The following is a 20865-nucleotide window of genomic DNA, read 5'->3' on the forward strand; positions in this document are numbered from 1 at the left end:
GGTAGGGAAAAACCTGCACAATTGCAGGAATTGTTCGTGGCCAGCGATCAAGAACGCAAATTCATGTATTTTTGCAGGTTTTCTTCGTGCAGCCAGGCAGATTGTGGTTATCGCCTCTGACGCAGGGCGCTTACGGGTTATTTATGAAAAAGGGGCTTGTTTGCGTTTTCCGTAAGCTGCGGGAGTTTCGCCGACTATTTTTTTAAACAGCTGGCTAAAATGTTTCGTGTCTTCGTAGCCGACAAGGCTGCTGACATCGGCGAGCCGGTCAACCCCTTCCGTTAGCAGCGTCTGCGCTTTGCCGATGCGGTAGCGGATCAAATATTCGGAGAACGTGCAGCCCGTCTGGGATTTGAACAGTCTGGACAAATAGCTCAGGCTGACATGGTGCTCGGCGGCGAACTGCTGCAAGCAAATATCGCGCTGATAATTGTTGTGAATCCAATTCATCAAGACGGGAGCGAGACTTTTCGGCTTTAATTCCTTCGGCTCGTGCTTGCAAAACAAGCTGACGATTCGGTCTTCCAGCCAGTCCGACAATTCGCGGTGAGTCGTTATTTGCTCAAAAATTTTCATATCCTCCTGCCAATGACCGGACTTTATATCGGCTCCCGCCGCGGATTGCAGATTGTAGGTCAAAGAGTACAGCATGTCGCCTACGAACAGCAGCAGCTGTTTCATGGTGATGTCCTTCTGCTGCAGCTCGCCTACGATTTTATAAACGTTTTGTTTGGCTTTCACGATACCGCCTTGCAGCAGGCAGCTTTGCAGTACTCTAACCTTGTCCCACACTCCGCCCAAATCGGCTTCCGCGGCTTGCGTCCCGGGGGAAATAAACGAAGAAACGCCAAGCTTCATATGCTCTTCCAACTGTTTGTTTACAAAAGCGAAGCATTTGTGAAGGGGCTCCTTTTCACTTTTGAACACGTAGCTGAGATGGACGCGGTTGCCGGTCTGCTGCAGCTCATGATGCAGCGAGACGAGGCTCGCAATGATACTCCCTGCATGGGAACCGGCGTGAGCCGGGATCAGGACGGCTTTGCGCTGCGAGTCGATATCGATGCAGTGGATGCTTTGCTCCTGAAAGGTACCGTCCAGGAACGGCCGTTTGATGTCGCCGCTGCTGACGCTTGTCTCCTTCCAGCCTCTTGCCGACGCCCGGTTCTCCAGCAAAAGCAGCGCCAGGCACCAGGGCCGGCGGTCCAAAGCGGCGGAAAGCTCGTTTTCCGGAAAAGAGGAAGCGAGCAACATCTGCACGACGGACCAGTTGATGCGTTCCGCCTTTTGCCTCTCATCGCTTTCGATGGCTTGAATCGCCCTGTCGATCGTTTTGTATAAAACATCTTTTTTGACGGGCTTCAGCAAATAATCGGCCGCCCCGAGCTGCATCCCCTTCTGCGCGCACGCAAACTGATCGTGTACGCTCAAAATAATGCCTTTGACCGGACGCTCCGCAAGGTTCAGGCGGGCGATCAATTCCAGGCCGTCCATACCGGGCATATTGATGTCCGTCAGCACCAAATGCGGGCTTGTATGACTCGCGGCCGCCAAAGCGTCTTCGCCATTCTCAAAAGCGAATATGCGATGCTGCGGTTCATACGCTTTGAACAGCTCGACCAGTTCCGCCAACGCCCATCTTTCATCCTCAACCAGGTAAATGTTCATCTGCCGCCATTCCCTTCCCCTTTTTCGCGTCCGTCACGTCCGCCCGTGTACGATGAACGGAAATTCCAATTTCAAAGTTGTTCCCGCACCCGGACGGCTGCAAAGCCCTATCCGATAGTTCCCGCCATAAAACAGCTGCATGCGCTGGCGGATGTTGAGCAGCCCGATCCCTTCCGTTTCATTGTAAAGCTCCTTGATCCGGTTGGACTCGCCGAGCAGGCTTTGCAGTTCCAGCAGCTTCCTGCCCTCGATGCCCTTGCCGTTATCGCTGACCTCGATGATCAGGAGACCTTCCCTTTGGCAGGCGCGCAGTTCGATGCGGCCGCCCGACTTCATTTTGCCGAGCCCGTGAATGACCGCGTTTTCAATCAAGGGCTGAACGGTCAGCTTCAACACGGAAGCTTGCAGCAGTTCGTCCGGAATGCCGATGTGCAGCTCGAACCTGCCGCCGAAGCGGTGCTGCTGGATGTTCATAAAATTTTTAATATGCTCCAATTCCTCCCGTAGCGGCACCGGATGCTGCAAGTTTCTCATGCTGTATTGAAACAGCTCGGCCAGCGATTCGGACATTTCGGCGACCTCCTCGATTCCCCTGATCCGGCTGATCGATTTCATAATGTTGAGCGTATTGTACAAAAAATGCGGATTGATTTGCGCCTGCAAAGCCGACAGCTGGGCGTTCTTCTCCGCCAGTTTCGATTCGTAGACTTCGCTGATCAAGCGGGATATGCTGTCCAGCATGTTGTTGTAAATGCGGCTCAAGCGGCCGATTTCGTTATTTCCGGCGAACTCCATGCGCTGACTGAAATCGCCCAGTTCCACCCGGTTCATCTTCTTCATCATATGACGCAGAGGGAGGGTGATATGATGGGACAGCATGTAGGAGACGACGGCGATGAGCAGTGTCGCCAGAAGGCCGACGACAAACACGATATATTGCGACCGCTTTTGTTTGGACAGCAAATAATCGTTCGGAATGAGAATAATCGTATTCCAATTCGTATAGTCCGATTTTTCGAACGTGTACACGTACGGCCGCCCGTTCCAATCGACGTCCCCGGAGCGGCCGTTCCGCCTAAAAATCGATGGGTCCAGCCGAATGTCGGGCGAGCCGGTCAATTCGTTCCGGTTGTCGTAGACGACATGGCCGTCATCCGTAATAATTAATACGCGCATATGGTTTTCGATATCGTTGCTATCCGGTTGGACCAGCATATTTTTGAACACTTCGGCGTTGATATTGATTTTCATGAACCCGATAATTTCCCGGTTCGGAATTCGGTTGATGTTGCGCACAAAGGAGATGACGTTATCCCCTTCGTCCGCGACCGAAACTTCTTTTGCGGTAGGCAGCAAAAAGAACTTGTTTTTATACGTGTAGTCGTTCATTTCGTACCACGATTCGTTTTGCAAATACAAGGATTCGCCGCCGAGGCTGCTGTTCGCTTTCAGGCTTTTCCCCTTGGACACGTAGTAGACGCTGTTGTCGGTCGTGAAGATGAAAATGCTCTGCATATAAGGCCGCGCGCTCAAGTACGTGCTGAGCTGGTTGTTGATCGCCAATTCGATTCTGTTCTGCTCGACCGAATTCGCGGTTTCGTAATGGTCCAGCAAGTTCCGTTGAACGATCGGATCTCCGAATATCGATGCCGAGAGCTTCTCAATGTCTTGAATGTACAGCTCGACCGTGCGGCTGAACTGCCTCGTTATCGTATTCGAAAGCGAAAGCGTCTGCGTTTTGATATCGCTTACATTTTTATAATAAAAAATAAGGCAGGTCAAAACGACAATAAACAAAGAGACGGCCGAAAACGTAACAAACATTTTGGTTTTGAGCATGTAATCGTTCCATCTCTTCATGCCGCATGCAGCCCCTTTTCCGAGGATATCCCTATTCCTGATTATAAAAGGATCTTTTCCGCGAATAAAGGTTCAAAACATAGGAGTCGGGGCATCTCCCGCCGTTTGTCGGGGAGAACTTGAATTGGAGGGATTCGGAAAGGATACGTCGAAATGGAAAACTGAATCGTGCGCAGTTAGTCGATACTGGGGATGACGACATGAATCTTTTTAAAGAAATTATTCTTCAGCTCTTTTTTGCTCTTATTCCTTTCGTCGCATTTAATATTTACTACCGGGACAAAAACAGAAATTACAGCCGTTCTTTCATTCTCCTGACAAGCACGGTCTGTTTGCTCCTATCGATGATTTTCGCTTCCAGAGTAGTAGACGGGATTTTTTTCGATATCCGCTATGTCATTTTGCTTTTCGGCCTTTATTACGGCGGCATCCGGACAGGTGTGATCCTGCTCGTTGAATTTGCCGTTTACCGGTTCTATGTGGGCGGCGATGGCAAGTGGATCGCTATGATCATATTGGCGGTTATTTTTGTTTTATCGATTTTATTTTACAAATTTTTCAAAACCACTTCCCGCAAACCGCTGGTCATTTTTGGAGCCGGGCTCGTTTTCTCGATGATTCCGCTTGCGCTCACGTACGCATATTTCCCGCACTCTATAATCCGGCATTTGGGTTGTCATATTTTCATCATTCCCTTGCAAAATTCGCTCGGCATTTGGCTGCTGATGTCTTTGTTCGGCAAATCCGTTGCGGAAAAGGATATGTTCATCCGGCACAGGCTGCACGAAAAATGGATACGATGAACCACGTGGCGGCTTCTCTCGCTCATGAAGTGCGCAACCCGCTTACGGCCGTGCAGGGCTTCCTGAAATTGATTCAAAAAAACCCCGCCAACTACAAAAAGATCGAGCAATATATCCAGATCAGTCTGGAGGAAATACAGCGAACCGAATCCATCCTGTCCGAGTATCTCACCGTCTCCAAGCCTCCTGCAAATCACCTGGAGCTTTTTAACTTTTCCGGACAGCTGCCCCTTATTGCGGAAGCGATGCGCCCGCTTGCGGGTACGTACGGCGTAAAGCTTGAAATTCATGCCCCCGCCCCCGAAATCCAGGTGAACATATGGGCCCATACGGATGAACTGAAGCAGGCGCTTGCCCATTTTATCAAAAATGCCATCGAGGCGTGTTCGCAGGTGCCGGACGGCAAAGTCGTGCTCAGACTTGTGCCCGCAGAAAAAAATGCCGTATTTTCCATTACGGATAATGGAATCGGCATGAATGAAGAGCAAATGAACCGCTTGGGCTCGATTTATTTTTCGACGAAATCCAACGGAACGGGACTTGGACTTACCTACTCGTACCAAGTGATTCATTCCCTCGGGGGCACGATATCGGTTGCAAGCAAAGTGAAGTCGGGCACGAAATTCACCATCGCATTCCCTTACGATCCCCCCGGCAAATGAGCTACATCGTATCCAAAATAATGCCGGCCGTCTCCTCGATCGCTTTTTCCGTCACATCGATTACGCTGCAGCCGAGCTGTTTGTACAAATCCAGGGCGAATTCGATCTCCTCCGCCACCCTTTCCAAAGAAGCATATTTGGCGCCAAAAGGAAGCCCGACCGCTCTCAGGCGCTCGGCGCGAATCTTGATCAACTGCTCCGCATTCATCGTCAGCCCGATCAGCTTGCTCTTGTTCAAGGAAAATAACGTTGCAGGCGGCTTCACTTCCGGCACCAGCGGATAGTTGGCCACTTTATAGCCCTTGTGCGCCAAATAGATGCTGAGCGGCGTCTTCGACGTTCTGGACACGCCAAGAAGTACGATATGCGCATGTTTGAAAGCGCTCGTATCTTTGCCGTCGTCATATTTGACGGCGAACTCGATGGCTTCGACCCGTTTATAGTAATCTTCGTCCATCTGATGCAGGAGGCCCGCTTTCCTTTTGGGCGAATCTTTGAAAGTGTCTATGAAAGCTTGCATGACAGGACCCAAGATATCGATCGCGCTCACGTTCAAGCGAATCGATTCTTGGCGCATCATCTCTCTTAATTCCGGAAGAACGAGCGTGTAGACAACAAATCCTCCGAGACGCGAGACTTCTTCCATCATGCTGCGAATTTCTTCTTCTGTTCGTACGGACCCGAAGCGTCTTATGTTGACGCGGCTGGCGTTAAATTGACGAATTGTCGCCTGAACGACCGTATTTGCCGTTTCCCCCACCGAATCCGAACAAACGAAAATCGTTTGGACTTTATCCTCCACCCGCAAATTCCTCCTATTTACTCCCCTTGTGCCGCTTCCAGCAGCAATTTGGTCATGGTCGTCTTCGTAATTCTTCCGACCACCTCGTCCTGCTCCTGCTCGGTCCCCATCTTAACGACCGGAAGACTATCGACTTGATGAGCGATCATTTTCCGGGCCGCATCGAGCACATCGTCCTCCGGGCCGACTTTTACAATATTCGGGTTCCTCGTCATCACCAGACTAATCGGCATCGAAGTGGCCGAAGCGTTGCCCAGCGTAACCTTCAACAGATCTTTCCGCGAGACGATGCCGACCAGCGAGCCGCTGGCATTTACGATGATCAGGGTCCCGACATTTTCCAGGAAAAGGGAAACCACAGCATCGCTGACAGTTGCCGTTTCACGCAAAACGACAGGAATTCCCATAACTTCTTTGACTTTCATCCCGTCTAATTTTTTGTACCGTGATTCTTCCTGGATCGCTTCCTTTCCAAGAAAATAACCGACCTTGGGCTTGGCATCGATATACCCGAGCATAACAAGCAAAGCCAGATCGGACCGAATCGTAGGACGGCTGATTCCGAGCATCTCGGCAATGCGCTCTCCGGTAATCGGGGCATGCTGTTTGACCAATTCGATGATTTCCATTTGGCGGGATGTAAGCTCTATAATGTTTCCCTCCCCAAATCTTCGTTCTCATCCTTATTGTAGCCTATCTGCCCGTCGTGTCAAACCGCTCATTATCGCTTTGCCGGCATTCCGCCGTATTGCACAGGCCGTAAATCTTGGCGACACCGCTAGTCGGAACCGAAGTAATGATTCTATTGCAGTTTTTGCAAATAACGACACCAAGATCATACCTGTGAATGGCTGCCAAATGCACATAAGAATTGTCAGACATATGCTTTCCTCCCTCGCTCTAAAAAAGTGCGCACAAACGATATTTGATATGTATTAAATATATAATAAATTGATTTATATCACAATAAATAAACGGAAATTCGTTATGAATGCGGATAAATGATGTAATATATGCTGCATTTATAGAAAATTTCGTTATCGATCATAGGACGAAACGTCCGTAGCATACGCTTTTAAATAACTAATCACGAGGTGATCAGCATGATTCATGAGTCCATGACGCTTGGGCAATTCATGGAAAGACCGCAAAAACAAAGCCGCCGCAGATCTGTCCTGCTCATAAGAATACCGGGAGGTAAAAAGACGGCGCGGTTCATTCGCTATGTTTTCAATTAAAACCGGCGCCCGTTCGAGGCGCTCCGTCAAAAAAGCTTAGCCCCTTTTACTGCCCTGTGCAGGAATGGGACTAAGCTTTTTTTCATCGTATCCCGCCGGATTTGGGCTGCGTACAATATTGCTGCTTGCTTCGAGAGGCAAACATACGTACTATTATCGTAAGTACCTCTCGAAGACTATACTGTTCTCGAATTACGCATAGAGGTACCGTTTAAGGAGGTCTTTTTTATTTTACAGAAAACGCACAGCGTGGCGGGACTCGTAGCCGCCGAAATCGTAATCATTCATCAAGACGTGCCTTTTTTGTCCTGGGAGGCTGCCGGCGCGCTCCTGCTCGGTTGTTTGGCCGGCACTTTGGCCGATGTGGACAAGCCGGGTTCGACGATGGCCAAGGTGCTGTTTCCACTGTCGGCGCTGCTTCAAATTCTTAAAGTACGTCACAGAACCGTTACGCACTCCATCCTTTTTACCCTCGCATTGGCCGGATTTACTTCCGCATTGCCCGCTTTGTACTTCTGGGTGTTCGTTACGGCTTATGCTTCGCATCCGCTTATCGATCTGCTTAACGAGAAGGGCGTGCAGCTGCTTTGGCCGTTGAAGTGGAAAATTCGCGTTCTGCCCAAATTTCTTGCGGTGGACACAGGCTCGATGAGCGAAACGGTATTTCAATGGCTGCTGCTCGCCGTCAGCTTATGGATTCCTTTCTCGACGATCAAGTTCTAAAACACATCTGAGCCGAACGGCTCTTTTTTTATGCAAAAAGGTATGGAAGGCCTGCAGCACGGTACCAAAAGCCTGCAAAAGTGCAGGCTTTTTCGCTGAAAGCGGCTCGTTTGGAGGAAAAACCTGCGATTGTGCAGGAATTTTCGACCGTTGGGGAGCTGGGCAGGAGTTTGGGCGGAAATTCCTGCACTTTTGCAGGAATTCTTCGCTGCAGGCGGATCGAGGTGCAAAAAGCTGCACTTTTGCAGGAATTTTTCGCTGTGGGCGGATCAGGTCGCAAAAAAACCGTACGTTTGCAGGTGGTGCCCGCGCGCGATGCGAAGCAGACAAGCTGCTTCCAGTGTGCGGTTTTTCAATAGTCTCAAAATTTACAAATTGTTCTGACCGAATACGCTGGGTTTCCTCTCATTTTACATATATACTAGATGATAGGTCATATTGAACTCAAAATCGCTGCGGGCTTCGAATTCTATACTTTATGAGTTTCCCGAACTCACTACCCTGTCAAGAGAGGATGGATTGTAAATTGAATAAATCCATAGAACAAAGATATGTTCCTCATTCGCAATTACTCTCATTGCATAGAGGAAACCTGCACTACGGAGAAGACGTGTCCTTGCGCAGGCCGGTTATATTATTTACCGCCGAATACGGGAGCACACAGTCGGCCGAAGCTTATATCCAAAAATTCAGAAAAACCGCTTCCTTTAATCATGATGGATTTCACCATATACTTGATACTTTTTTTGCGGAAAGTTCGGTGCTGATCGTGCTTCAATTCAGACCGGGCAGACTGCTGCGCGAGGAACTTGACAAAAAGCGCTGGACATTTCCGGAAGCTGTCAACCTCGTTGCCGACCTCGGCGTCTCGATGCTGGATGCTATGGAAGAGCAGATTACAGGTTTTTCTATCGGCGCCGACAATTTGTGGCTGAGCGAGGACGGACGGCTCTCCGTGATTAATTATTGGGAAGAAGGGGAACCGCAAACGCAAGGAGCAATCGGTCTGTGCCGCTTGTTTACCCGGCTGTTGTCAGGCTCTGCGGAAATACCCGGCCCGTTCGAAGCGCTGCACACGCACCTTGAACGAACCCGCATCCCCATGGCGACGCCGGAGCAAAAAGACGCTTTGGTAAAACTGATCAAGCGCGTTTCCCAGGGGCAGGCGTCTTTATCGTCGCTTGTTTTCGAACTTCGCGGCCTGCCGGCCGCAAACGCAAATAAACCCGACAACGAGGAAATAAAAGCTCCTCCCGTTCGGGAAGCCGTGCCTGTGGATGACGACGAAACGGATGAAGAGCCCACCCGTCCGGGCAGCAAAAGGCTCGGTCTAAGCCTTGGAGCGGTCGCCTTTTTGGCGGCTGTGGCCGTCGTCTGGGCACTGTGGCCATCCGCCAAATCGAAAGAGCACGTAACCGTGCCGCCAAGCGCTTCGGCCAAACCGACTGCGTCCCCTTCCCCGGCCCATACGCCGGAACTCGGACAAAAGCAGACGACCGCAGGAACAGGCAACCGCAGCGACGGAATGGGACAAACCGAGGAAGTGCTCATACCGAATCTGGTAGGAATGACGCAGGCGGATGCCGAAAGTCAGGCATTGTCCTCCGGCCTGCACTACAAATTTTACCTGGAAGCCAGCGACAAAGCCGACGGTTCCGTCTTCAAACAGGACCCGCCGGCAGGAACCAAAGCTTACAAAGGCGACAACATTACGTTCTGGATCAGCAAAAACAGCCAATAGCTTACAGCAAAGTGGGGAATCTTTGCCTTGCTTTGCTTTTCCGTGCTCTTAAAACCGCCGGGTAATCGGCCGTTTTAGAAGGGGACCAACTACATTCAAATTCTGGGTTGATGCGCAAACCGGCAATCTTTTGGAATTGGAAGAGACTAACGAAAAAATGAGATTACAAGCAGCGTTAAAGTTCTGGAAATCAAAATGAATGCCGTAGTGGATCGACCAGATTTAAGGTTGAAGAACCGAACGGATCAAAAAAAGGAACCAAGTATACTTGACCTTGAATTCCTTTTTTTGCATTACAGATAATTTGAGTGTACTATGTGAGGCAAGCAATGTGATGGATAGATTTCGCGGCCGAGTTCAGTGGCAAGCCCATTCGCCGAAACGGCACAGGCGTCTAAACTAAACAGTCCGACTTGCGAAAAAGGGCGGGGTGCCCGGACGTTTCCATCACCTGGTTCGGCGGAAGCCCCGGCAGTCGGTAGACACCGCCCTAAAAGCTGCTCGCTTAGGCGTCACTGAAGCGCTAAGGTACAAAAAGCCTGCAAAAATACAGGTATTTTCACATTTGATGCGCTCTGCTCGGAAATTCCTGCAAATGTACAGGCTTTTTCACCGTTACACTGGGCTCAGCCCCATTACGGACGGAAATTCCTGCACAATCGCAGGCTTTTTCGCCAATTAGGCACTTACCGGCATAAAAGCCTGCATTTTTGCAGGCTTTTTCGCTTCCCGACCGGCTCATGACCAGCAGCACCGTTTTTCGGAGTTTTGGGCGCCCTTGGCGTACCCTTTCGGTTACCCGGCCGCTCTGCCCGGTTGCCCTGCTCCCAGCACGGGTGCTCGGGGGTAAGGCCTTGGCTGCTCTGCTCGGCTGCCTAGCCCCGCCAGTCCGGGGCTCTGGAGCACGGCCGCTGTGCCCGGCTGCCTAGTTTCCCCAGACTGAGGCTCGGGGTCGCTCTACTCGGCCGCCTAGCCCCTCAGCCCGAGGTGCGGTTGCCCGGCCGCTCTGCTCCCCAACTCGTGGGCTTGCTGCTTTGCCCGAGCAGCCCCTTGCGAGCCTTGTCAAACCCGGGTCAGCCGCACGGCCATGTACTGGTTGCCTGGCAGGTCGATCCGGAACGCTCCTTCGTAAGCCCCATCCAGCGTTTTGATCGTCATATTCCACGTATCGATCACATCGACCCGGTAGCGAATGCCGGGCTTCATGTTATAAGTTCTGAACTTCGGCTGGTTAAAGCCGTAATAATACAAATAATACTCGTCCTTGACACCAGCGCACGGGACATCCCACTCGGATTTCAACGGTTCGAGCCCGTTCGCCGGACCTTCTTCCATGATCGTCCGCAAAAATGCGATCCGCTGCGGGCTCGTTCCGTGCAGCTTGCCGCCTTTCGACCACCACAAAATATCTTCGGGATGGATATAAGTTTCGCCATGTCCGACGTAGCCGCCGCGGACGGCGCCTTCCCAGAAGCGGCGGGTCATCTCCTCGCCCGTGATGTTGCCCCAGCCCAGATCGATATCCCCTTCGTATGCGCATTCATCGATAACGACCGGCTTGTTCCAGGCAGCGCGCCATTCGTTCGTATTTTCCGCCGTTTTGTACACGTCGACCCGCTGAATGCTGCAGTGCGTAACCCACGGGCGGCTGTAGTCGTAGAAATTGAAGCAGTTATGAACCGAAATCAGGTGGGAATGCGGGTCGTTTTCGGTAACAATTTTGGCAAACCGTTCCCAATCCTCCGGCTGCTTCGCCCACATCAAATCGTACTCGTTGGCCAGCGACCACCAGACATGCCGATAAGCCGACAAACGGGCGGTGATATACCGCAAATAGCGGTCGTCGGCCGACTTTTTCATTTCCGAGAAACCCCACCGGTCATAAGCATGGAACAAAATAAGATCCGCTTCGACGCCAAGCTGGCCCAATTCGCCAATCCGCCGCTCCAAATGCCGGAAGAACGCAGGGTTGAACCGGGAGAAATCCCAGCCTTCCGCCAGCGATCCTTCATACGGGTAGTAGAGCGGTTCGTTGGTATTGAACTGGTATGATTTCGGAAAAACGCACATGCGCATTTTGTTAAAAGGGGACGCTTTCAACGTTTCCAGCGTCAGCTCCTCCAACTCGTCGCCTTGATGGGACCATACGTAGCAGGTCGTGCCGACCGGAATGTACGGAGTCCCGTCTTCGTAAGCGAAGTGGAACGTATTGCGCACCCGAACCGGGCCATGGTTGCCGGCCGAAGGGGCTGTGCAAACAAACTGCCCTGCGATGCCGTCGAGCGAACGGGCCGTGCTCTTCGTGCGGTACGTCCAGACGCCTTCCGCATCCGGCATGAAGCGAACCCGGTACACGCCTTCGCCGTCATAAAATCCGAGCGAGCGCAAAGTCCGGCCCGCGAAGCTGAATTCGGCGCTCAGCTCCACATCCGTGAACGGGTTGCCATGGCTTGGGCCATGGAGCGCAAGCTCGAACACGCCCCACTTCTCCGCCTGTTCCGCAGCTTGAACGGACGCCGACCCGACGGCCACCGTCTCGGCTTCGTACGCTGCGGACGGAACCGCTTCTTCTTCCGCTTCGTATTCCGGCGCTACGCCGGCAAGTTCCGCGAGAAGAGCGTCCAACTGCTCCTTCGTCCACGTCCAGGACTCGTTGGAGGCGGCGAATTGCGGCACCGTTCTCATTTTCATAAATGAAAGGTAAGGCGAATCCGCAAGCGAAGGAACGTATTTCAGCAGGACGGCCCGCCCCGCCTGATTGGCCCAGATTTCGCCTATTTTCGAATGTTCATTGAAAGACAAAGGAAATTCCTCCTTCGAATAGGTCCGCCACGCCATGGCTGACCATTATACGGTTTGATGATCCGATACGACGGAAGCGACGGCGCGTTTCCATCCGTTATAATACTGTTCCCGTTTTTCCGCTTCCATGAAAGGCTCGTACTTGCGGTACGATTTTTGCCGCGAGGCAATCTCATCGGCGGAAGTCCAAAAACCGAGTCCAAGGCCGCCCATATAGGCGGAGCCCATCGCCGACAGTTCGGCAACGTCCGATTTCACGACCGTGCGGTTCAACATGTCCGCTTGAAACTGCATCAGAACCCCGTTATCCGACGCCCCGCCGTCGGTCCGCAGCTCCCCGAGCCGGATACCGGATTCGGCTTGCATTAACTCCACCGCGTCGCGCACCTGGTAGGCGATACTTTCCAACGCCGCGCGGATCACGTGCGCTTTGGTCGTCCCCCGGTTCATTCCTGTAATGGCCGCTCTCGCATAAGGGTCCCAGTAAGGCGCCCCGAGCCCGACGAACGCCGGAACCAAATAGACACCTTCATTATCCGGCGCTTGTTCCAGCAGTTGGTCCATTTCGGCGAAAGAGCCAAACAGGCCGAGATTGTCCCTCACCCACTTGATGCTGTCGCCGGAAGTCCGGATGACCGCTTCGAGGGCGTACGTAACTTTACCGCCCATTCCCCAGGCAATCGCCGTAACAAGGCCGTTCCCGCAGGATTCGTGCTTGCCGCCGACATTCATCAATACGGATGTGCCTGTGCCGTAAGTCGCTTTGGCCATGCCGGGATGAAAGCATTGGTTGCCGTATAAGGCTGCCTGGGAATCGCCGATAATGCCTGAGATCGGAACCCGCTCCGCGAACAGCTCCGCATCTTCCGTGTAACCGAACACTTCGTCCGACGACTTCACTTCAGGCAGCAGACCGGAAGGGACGCCGAACAAGCGGCACATGTCCTCATCCCACTGCAGCGTATGGATGTTGAAAAGCGACGTTCGGCTGGCATTCGTGTAGTCGGTGGCATGCGTCCGGCCCCCTGTCAGCTTCCAGAGCAGCCAACTGTCGATCGTGCCGGCCAGCAGCTTCCCCTCTGCCAGCTTCTCGCGCGCGCCCGGCGCATGATCCAGCATCCAGCCCCATTTGGCGGCCGAAAAATAGGGGTCCAGCATCAACCCCGTTCTGGACCGGACCGCGTCCTCATGGCCTGCGGCTTTATACGCGGCGCATACGTCGGCCGTCCGCTGGCACTGCCATACGATTGCCGGGTAAACGGGCAGCCCTGTCGTCCGGTCCCACAGTACCGCCGTTTCGCGCTGATTCGTCACCGTCAGCCCGGCGAGATCGCCGGGAGCGATGCCCGCCGCATCCAGGGCCTGCCGGGCGGTCTTTTTCACATTATCATAAATTTCCAACGGATCATGCTCCACCCAGCCGGGACGTGGATACGACTGGCTGTGCTCGGCCGCGCTGCGCCCGACAATCGCGCCCGAACGGTCTACGACAAGCGCTTTTGTCCCCGATGTGCTCTGATCTACCGTTAATATATATTCCTTCTTCATAGGCGCAGCTCCTACTTGCCGAGCAGCTCAAGCGCTACCCGCTTGATATTGTCCTTGCTGATTCCGTAGTGCGCGAACACTTCCGACGTTTTGCCGGCGATGGCCGGTTCGTCCGGAATGCCGATAATGCGCATCGGTACAGGCTGATTCTGCACGACAACTTCGGCTACAGCCGCTCCGAGCCCGCCAAGCACGCTGTGTTCCTCGATCGTAATAATGTGCCCCGTCTCGCGGGCGGCCCGCACGATCGCTTCTTCGTCCAGCGGTTTGATCGTATGCATGTTGATCACTCTGCACGAAACCCCGGCTTCTTTCAGAGCGGCTTCCGCATCGAGCGCAACCCGGACCGTTTCGCCCGCCGCGATAATCGTAATGTCCGAGCCTTCGCGCATCGTCACCGCTTTGCCGATCACAAATTCGTAGTCGTCCGATTCGTAGACGTCCTCGACAGGGTTGCGGCCGATGCGCACGTATACGCCGCCTTCATGCTTCACCAGCGCTTCCGTCATCCGCTTCGTCTCGTGCCGGTCCGCCGGCAAAATGACCGCCAGTCCGGGAATCGCGCGGGCTACGGCAACGTCCTGCACCGAATGGTGCGACATGCCGAGAGCGCCGTAGCTGACCCCGCCGCTGATGCCGACCAGCTTGACGTTCGTTGCGGAATACGCCACGTCCACCTTGATTTGCTCGATACTGCGCATGCTCAAAAAGCAGGCCGGCGATGTGACAAAAGGCTTTTTCCCGCTGTGGGCCAGACCTGCCGAAATGCCGACGATGTTTTGCTCCGCGATGCCGACTTCCACGAACTGCTCCGGGAACGCCTTGGCGAACGGCGCCATCGCGGCCGAACCGCGGGAATCGCTGGCAAGAACCATAATATCGCGGTCATTTTGAGCAAGCTCCAACAGTGTATCGCATATGACTTGACGATTAGGGATCGTATTCATCGGTTATCGCGCCTCCTCTTCCTGCTTCGTTTGCTCCAGCGCCGCGGACAGTTCGGCCAAAGCCTGCTCCAGCTCCGCATCGCTGGGCACGTGATGATGCCAATGCGGCACATTTTCAGCGAAGGACACGCCTTTGCCTTTGACGGTATTGGCCATCACCAGCGTCGGCTTGCCCGCCACCGACGGCGCGGCCCGGAAAGTGTCGACCAATGCGGCGATATCGTTGCCGTCGATAGAAACGACGTTCCAGCCGAAGGACGTCCACTTATCCTCAAGCGGATCGAGCCCCATGACCTCTTCCGTCGAGCCGCTGATTTGCAGACGGTTCCGGTCTACGATGCCGATCAAATTGTCCAGCTTGTAATGCGAGCCGGCCATCGCCGCTTCCCAGACGGAGCCTTCCGCCTGCTCGCCGTCGCCCATCAGGCAGAACACGCGGTAAGACTTGCCGTCCCGCTTCGCCGCCAGCGCCATGCCGACAGAGATCGCCAGCCCGTGCCCCAGCGCACCCGTGTTCATTTCGATGCCGGGCACTTTATTGTTCGGATGCCCGATCAGCCTCGTGCCGAAGCGGCTGAACGTCTGCAGCTCTTCTTTCGGAAAAAAGCCGAGGTCCGCAAGTATGCACCAAAGCGATTCGACGGAATGGCCTTTGCTGGCGATAAAACGGTCGCGTTCGTCCATTTTCGGGTTGCTTGGATCAATATTCATAATGTTATAGTACAATGCCGTCAAAATATCCGTATTGCTCAGCGATCCGCCGGTATGGCCCGTTTTGGCGCCGTGAATCATTTTCAGCAAATCCATGCGGATTTGGGCCGCTTTTGCTTTCAATTGGGCTGTATTCATAGAGTCCTCCCCTTTTTACAATCCGGCGCCGCGCAGCCACGCCTGAATCTCTTTCTCCGTAGGATCAACCGGGTCAGGCGTCAATCCTGGAATGTATTGGCAGGCCTCATAGAGCGCCGGAATCGCGTTCGCATGGATGCCTATGGAATGGTGTACATAAGGGCCTTTAACGAGTTTTTCTTCCCACAGCGGCCAATCGTTGACTTCCACCCAAACGTAGGAACCGCGCGTGTACGGGCCTTGAATGCCGCGGGCTTTGCCCAGGAACAGCTGGTATTCCCCGTGGTCGCCGTCAAAACGCGCCAATGTCATGTCGCCGCCCTTGATTTCGCCTTCGTGCGTGCCCGGCGAATGGTCGTCGAACAAAAAGTGCTTGCGCAGCTTCGGTTTCTCCTCCACCGAGAGCGAGACCGGGAAGTTGCCGCAGTGGAAAAGCAGCTCGCCGTTCGGATTCTCCGGATGACGGACGGTCAGGTCCGCGAAAAAAGTCGGCGCCTGGTTCATCGTAGCGGCCTGCACCATAACGGAAGTGATCGCTCCATGAATGTCGGTTTCACAAGTGACCGGAATTTGTTCGTCCGTCAAAATCGCGTTGGCCAGACAAGGCATGATGCCCATCGCATCCTGCAAGGAGGACCAGCACTGGATCGCGATAGCCGTGCTTCCGGTCGACCGGGCGTACTGCCTCATCGCCACCTTCAATGCAGCGATGCGCTTCACGTCGTCTTCCGTCACTTCCGAATAATCGAGCTTCGCTTTGATATATGCAACCGCTTCCTGAAGTTCGGCGCTGTTCCCCTTCTCGATCTGCTTCGAGGCGCGTTGAATGTCTACCAGTGTAATCGGATGAATCTCGATGCCGAAGCGCTCCAGCAGTTCGCCTTCATTGCACATCATCGTCCAGAAGGAAGCCGGGCGCGGTCCGATCTGCAAAATACGCAGGCTGCGGAACTGTTTCACCACATTCGCAGCGGCGATAAAGTTCGTGAAGCCCCGCTCGAACACCGGGTCGTTAACACGGCTGTTCGTCACGTACGTGAACGGCACGTTAAAACGGCGCAGCACTTTGCCGGTGGCGAATAGACCGCACTGCGTATCGCGCAGCCGCATGCCGTCCTCCAGCGGAGCCTCGTCGCGCGGGCCCCACAGCAGTACGGGTTTGCCCAGCGCTTTGCCCACGCGCGCCACGGTGTCTTCGGTTCCGAAGTTGCAATGCGGAAAAAAGACCGCATCCACGTTTTCCTGTCTGAAGCGCTCGGCAATAAGATCGGCGTTGATATGGTCGTCATACAGCAAACCTTCGGAATTCAGGCCTTCCAAATCGACGATGTCGATATCCATTCCGAAGCTTTCGATTTTTTCCCTGATCAGCACCTTGTACTTGAAAGCGTCCTCCGCACTGAACACGAATCGCCGTGTCGGCGCATAACCCAACTTGAATTTTTTCATAAAACAATCTCCCCTCGTTTGAAATTAAAAGTCCGTTTCGCTAAACAACTAAACAGTCTCCGCAAATTAGCAAAACAAACTAATAAACCGTATAAAAAATTAATCCAAAAGTGAACTAAACTGTTTTCTTAAATCATCCTTCAAATTTATCCTAACACCCAACAAACGCAAGTGTCAATCCCGAGTTTAGTCAATTTTACCCGATATTTAACTAAATTTAACTAAACTAAAAATAAACAAGAACTAGTTTTCCTTGTGCTTTCCAACAAAACACTGTAAACTAAACTTGCTCAACAATTTATATCGCAAGGAACGGAGAAGCAATGATGAAAATGGAAGATATCGCCAAGATGGCCGGCGTTTCCAAATCGGCCGTATCTCTGGCTTTCAGCGGCAAGCCCGGCATCGGCCCCGATACCCGCGAACGCATCCTGCATATCGCGAGAGAAGCCGGTTACCTCCCGAAACCGAAAGCTCCCGCTATCGACAACAGCGCGGCAACCTCGCTCACTTTTCTCGTATTTACGAACTCCGGCATCGTGCTGGAACAGTACTATCAACAGCCCTTTTTTCGGGAACTGATACATTTTATCGAGGAAAGATGCCGGGTCAAAGGATATTCCCTGCTCTTTTCCTCTATCGATATGGAATATTTCGAGCGCGACATTCGCTCGGTGGCGGAGGAGCGCCGCAGCGGCGGCGTCGTTTTGCTGGGGACGAATCTGAACCGCGGGCAGATCGCCGATATCGCGGGCATTCTCGATCCGCATCTGGTCGTGCTCGACACCTGCTTCGAGACATTGCCGGTTCATTTTGTGGAAATCAATAACTTTATGGGGGCTTATCAGGCAGGGGCCCATCTGTGCAAAATCGGGCATCAAGAGATCGGATATATGGCATCCAACGTGCGGATTCATAATTTTGAGGAAAGAAACCGGGGTTTTTCCGCCGCTTTGCGCGAGTACGGTGTGGAAATAGCCGAGAGCCATAAGTTCTCCGTGGCGCCGACGATTTTATCCTCTCAGGAATCGCTGAAAGCGCAGCTGGAAGCGTTCCTGCAGGCCGGGCACAAGCTCCCCTCGGCTATTTTTTGCGAATGCGATTATATTGCGATCAGCGCCATGAAAACTCTCACCGAGCTCGGCTACCGTATTCCGGAAGACGTGTCGGTGGTCGGTTTTGACAATATTTCGGAATCCCTTATCGTCTCCCCGGAGCTTACGACCGTGCATGTCGACAAGGAAACAATGGCGTACCTCGCCGTCGATCTGCTGATCGAATCCATCGAATCGGGGCAAAAGGCCAAAACGAAAACGAAGGTCGACACGCATTTTGTGGAAAGGCTCTCCTCGCGCCCGCCCGCTGCTCAAGTTTCCGAGTAGCTCCGGTCTTTTTGGAAATTGTGCTTGTACAGCAGCTCCGAATTGTGCGACACTATTTGAAAGAAAAAGATGGGAGTGTTAGAGAGAAGATGAGTTACAAAATCGTTTTTTTCGACATTGACGGCACCTTGGTGGATGAGACAAAGCAAGTTCCCGCCGATACGATCCAGGCTGTCAAAGAACTGCAGAAGAACGGCGTGGAGGCGGTAATCGCCACCGGGAGAGCCCCTTACTTTTTCAAGCCGCTCGCCGAGCAGCTCGGAATCGCTTCATTCGTAAGCCTGAACGGCGCCTACGTCGTTTTTCAGGGGCAGCCGCTGTACAAGCATCCGATTCCCCGCTCCAGCCTGGAAGCTTTCGTCCGGCATGCGGACAGCCATAACCATTCTCTCGTTTTTGAGGGCAGCGAAGCGTTTTACTCCAATTCGAAGGCGCATCTGAATGTCGAGGAATCCGTCTTGTCGCTGCGCGTGGACCTCCCGGGATACGATCCCGATTATTGGCAAAAGGAAGACATTTACCAAGTGTTCCTGCACTGCGAGGCTCATGAGGAGCATCTTTACGAGGGACATTTTCCCGATCTGAAGCTGATTCGCTGGCATGAAAAAGCGATGGACGTCCTGCCGGCCGGCGGCTCCAAGGCCAAGGGCATCGAAGCGCTGTTGAACCGGCTCGGCATCGAGTCCCGCGAGGCGGTCGCTTTCGGCGACGGGTTGAACGATAAAGAGATGCTGGCGTACGTCGGATTAGGCATCGCCATGGGCAACTCGCACAAAGAGCTGCTGCCGCACGCCGATTACGTTACGGCATCCGTGGACGACGGCGGCATCCGCAAAGGTTTGCGCTATGCCAATTTGATTCACTCCTGAAGCACCGTGCCGGCAATCAACCGCTTGAGATCCTGATTGCGGTTAGGCGTCAGCTCACTTGAGCGGTTCAGCAAATCGCAGAGGGCGACCAGGTCCTCAAGTTTGGAGCGCAGCTTCCAGCTGCGCCCCACAACGCCGCCGTCCGCTTGATAGGCGTTAATAAAATGCTTTTCAAAAAGAGAATCGTTCGCTTCATAACGCAGCATGTTGCCGATATCCGCGAGCCGGCTGCCGGAAAAGGCGAACTCCCAGTCCAATACGGCTGAAACGGCGATTGAACCGCTATTTTCGCGGACAAGCACGTTTAAGCCGTTGTAATCCGAATGGACAAGCACCGGTTCTTCCTCCGCATCCGACAAAAGTGGAGCATGACGCCTGCAAAACGCCCACAAAGCGTCCGTAAGCTCCTCCCCCAGCCAGCGGCCGGCCCCTCGGACGAAAAGGCTTTGCTCGATAAATTCAAGAAAAGAGGCCGCATCCATTTGAAACGAATGACGGATTTTCAAATCTTCGCCGAAAAAGCCTGCCTCGGCAAAAGTGAAGGCATGAATGCCCGCAAGAACTTGCCCGGCCGACGCGGCGGCCTGCGCAATTTGCCCGCTTGCGCCCGAGCGCATCGCATCCCTGAGCAAATAGCCTTCCTTCCATTCCAGCAGCGCCCATGGCTTCTCCAGCGCCGAGCAGCTCGTATCGGCGAATAAAATTTCCGGCACCGGCACGCTCTCCTTAACGAGACGAGCGATAGCCAACTCTTTGTCCGCAACGGCCGCATCGCCCCTGTACACGCGAAGCACGCAGTGCCGAACCGCGCCGCCATCGATCGTTAGCTTGTAGTTGGAATTGCTGTATCCTTCCCCGAGCCGTTCCACTGCGGCGACCCGCTTCCCTCCGAATACGGGCGATACCAGTCTGCTTGCTTCCGGCAAATCCAGCAGCACACGATTTCCCAGACGCTCCCAGTTTTCTTTCATCTGCTACGACCTCCTGGACCGTTTTTTCTCTTTTCTCCGCCATGTGCGGCAAAACATGTATGTCCGAGATTTTTCCACCGTATACTATTGTATCACCACTGCTTGGAGTCTGTCCGACAGCGCTGCATTTTGTGAATTCCCACATGAAAACTGACGAATATAAAATACCTTCTACTGCTGAAAAAGCGGCAGAGGCGATAACCACACTTGTTGCCTGTCTGCACGAAGAAAACCTGCAAAAATACATGAATTTGCGTCCTGGATCGCTGGCCACGAACAATTCCTGCAATTGTGTAGGCTTTTCAGCGGGGACATGGGCTCAGGTTCACTTTCAGCGAAAATTCCTGCACTTTTGCAGGCTTTTCGCCAAAACAAGCCAATTTCAGAGGTAAAACCTGCACTTTCGCAGTTTTTTCCTGCCACGATGCCTCCTATCCATCGCACCGCGCGCAGCTCCCAGCGCGCGGTTGCGCTGCATGACGGCGGTCGGTCTTTTTGTTCAGTTCCGTGACCTCGCAAGGAGAGGTACAAGCGGCTGTACCCCAATGTAGGGC

General features: G+C 53.3%; 17 protein-coding genes. 6 read left to right on the top strand and 11 right to left on the bottom strand.

Features of this window, described 5'->3' with window-relative positions; translation table 11 throughout:
- Positions 1 to 141: 141 nt before the first annotated feature.
- Positions 142 to 1665, bottom strand: coding sequence for a response regulator (locus tag AC0LWT_RS02565; protein WP_474679634.1), 1524 nt, complete (start codon positions 1663 to 1665; stop codon positions 142 to 144).
- A gap of 33 nt (positions 1666 to 1698) precedes the next feature.
- Positions 1699 to 3525 carry a sensor histidine kinase gene (locus AC0LWT_RS02570; RefSeq protein WP_474679635.1) on the bottom strand — a complete coding sequence of 609 codons (1827 nt, stop codon included), beginning with the start codon at positions 3523 to 3525 and terminating at the stop codon, positions 1699 to 1701.
- 200 nt (positions 3526 to 3725) lie between these two features.
- Between AC0LWT_RS02570 and AC0LWT_RS02575 the strand changes: the two genes are divergently transcribed.
- Both AC0LWT_RS02575 and AC0LWT_RS02580 read left to right on the top strand, forming a co-directional pair.
- Positions 3726 to 4328, top strand: coding sequence for a LytS/YhcK type 5TM receptor domain-containing protein (locus AC0LWT_RS02575; RefSeq protein ID WP_474679636.1), 603 nt, complete (start codon positions 3726 to 3728; stop codon positions 4326 to 4328).
- A complete protein-coding gene (locus tag AC0LWT_RS02580) occupies positions 4316 to 4990 on the top strand; it encodes an ATP-binding protein (RefSeq protein WP_474679637.1) in 675 nt (224 codons plus the stop codon). The genes AC0LWT_RS02575 and AC0LWT_RS02580 overlap by 13 nt, the downstream gene beginning before the upstream one ends.
- Position 4991: 1 nt before the next feature.
- Here the strand turns inward: AC0LWT_RS02580 and AC0LWT_RS02585 are convergent, their stop codons facing one another.
- From AC0LWT_RS02585 to AC0LWT_RS02595, 3 genes are read right to left on the bottom strand one after another with little or no spacing between them, the layout of a single operon-like run.
- Positions 4992 to 5792, bottom strand: a complete 801-nt coding sequence (locus AC0LWT_RS02585) for a pyruvate, water dikinase regulatory protein (protein WP_474679638.1) — start codon at positions 5790 to 5792, stop codon at positions 4992 to 4994.
- A 17-nt stretch (positions 5793 to 5809) separates the two neighbouring features.
- Positions 5810 to 6445 (bottom strand): helix-turn-helix transcriptional regulator, encoded by a 636-nt coding sequence (locus tag AC0LWT_RS02590; RefSeq protein ID WP_474679851.1) that lies wholly within the window; start codon positions 6443 to 6445, stop codon positions 5810 to 5812.
- A 40-nt stretch (positions 6446 to 6485) separates the two neighbouring features.
- Entirely contained in the window at positions 6486 to 6674 is a 189-nt protein-coding gene (locus AC0LWT_RS02595) for a GapA-binding peptide SR1P (protein WP_474679639.1), read from the bottom strand.
- Positions 6675 to 7279: 605 nt separating this feature from the next.
- Here AC0LWT_RS02595 and AC0LWT_RS02600 point away from each other — a divergent pair.
- Both AC0LWT_RS02600 and AC0LWT_RS02605 read left to right on the top strand, forming a co-directional pair.
- Complete coding sequence (locus AC0LWT_RS02600; RefSeq protein ID WP_474679640.1) at positions 7280 to 7753, top strand: metal-dependent hydrolase; 474 nt, start codon at positions 7280 to 7282, stop codon at positions 7751 to 7753.
- A gap of 526 nt (positions 7754 to 8279) precedes the next feature.
- Positions 8280 to 9494, top strand: coding sequence for a PASTA domain-containing protein (locus AC0LWT_RS02605; protein WP_474679641.1), 1215 nt, complete (start codon positions 8280 to 8282; stop codon positions 9492 to 9494).
- Between the two features lie 1062 nt (positions 9495 to 10556).
- On the opposite strand, the gene AC0LWT_RS02610 is transcribed toward AC0LWT_RS02605, so the two are convergent.
- From AC0LWT_RS02610 to AC0LWT_RS02630, 5 genes are read right to left on the bottom strand one after another with little or no spacing between them, the layout of a single operon-like run.
- Positions 10557 to 12296, bottom strand: a complete 1740-nt coding sequence (locus tag AC0LWT_RS02610) for a DUF5605 domain-containing protein (RefSeq protein WP_474679642.1) — start codon at positions 12294 to 12296, stop codon at positions 10557 to 10559.
- 45 nt (positions 12297 to 12341) lie between these two features.
- Entirely contained in the window at positions 12342 to 13844 is a 1503-nt protein-coding gene (gene glpK / locus AC0LWT_RS02615; protein WP_474679643.1) for a glycerol kinase GlpK, read from the bottom strand.
- Between the two features lie 11 nt (positions 13845 to 13855).
- Positions 13856 to 14791 carry a transketolase family protein gene (locus AC0LWT_RS02620; protein ID WP_474679644.1) on the bottom strand — a complete coding sequence of 312 codons (936 nt, stop codon included), beginning with the start codon at positions 14789 to 14791 and terminating at the stop codon, positions 13856 to 13858.
- 3 nt (positions 14792 to 14794) lie between these two features.
- Positions 14795 to 15640, bottom strand: a complete 846-nt coding sequence (locus AC0LWT_RS02625) for a transketolase (protein WP_474679645.1) — start codon at positions 15638 to 15640, stop codon at positions 14795 to 14797.
- Positions 15641 to 15655: 15 nt separating this feature from the next.
- Positions 15656 to 17089, bottom strand: a complete 1434-nt coding sequence (locus AC0LWT_RS02630) for an L-fucose/L-arabinose isomerase family protein (RefSeq protein WP_474679646.1) — start codon at positions 17087 to 17089, stop codon at positions 15656 to 15658.
- Between the two features lie 326 nt (positions 17090 to 17415).
- Here AC0LWT_RS02630 and AC0LWT_RS02635 point away from each other — a divergent pair, with 326 nt between their 5' ends.
- Together AC0LWT_RS02635 and AC0LWT_RS02640 are read left to right on the top strand one after the other, a co-directional pair.
- Positions 17416 to 18471: a LacI family DNA-binding transcriptional regulator gene (locus AC0LWT_RS02635; protein WP_474679852.1), complete on the top strand. Its 1056-nt coding sequence runs from the start codon at positions 17416 to 17418 to the stop codon at positions 18469 to 18471.
- A gap of 89 nt (positions 18472 to 18560) precedes the next feature.
- Positions 18561 to 19340 carry a Cof-type HAD-IIB family hydrolase gene (locus AC0LWT_RS02640; RefSeq protein ID WP_474679647.1) on the top strand — a complete coding sequence of 260 codons (780 nt, stop codon included), beginning with the start codon at positions 18561 to 18563 and terminating at the stop codon, positions 19338 to 19340.
- Here AC0LWT_RS02640 and AC0LWT_RS02645 read toward each other — a convergent pair.
- Complete coding sequence (locus tag AC0LWT_RS02645; protein ID WP_474679648.1) at positions 19331 to 20311, bottom strand: phosphotransferase family protein; 981 nt, start codon at positions 20309 to 20311, stop codon at positions 19331 to 19333. The two genes, AC0LWT_RS02640 and AC0LWT_RS02645, sit on opposite strands and share 10 nt — an antisense overlap.
- Positions 20312 to 20865 lie beyond the last annotated feature (554 nt).

This window comes from Paenibacillus sp. sgz302164 (assembly GCF_056120505.1).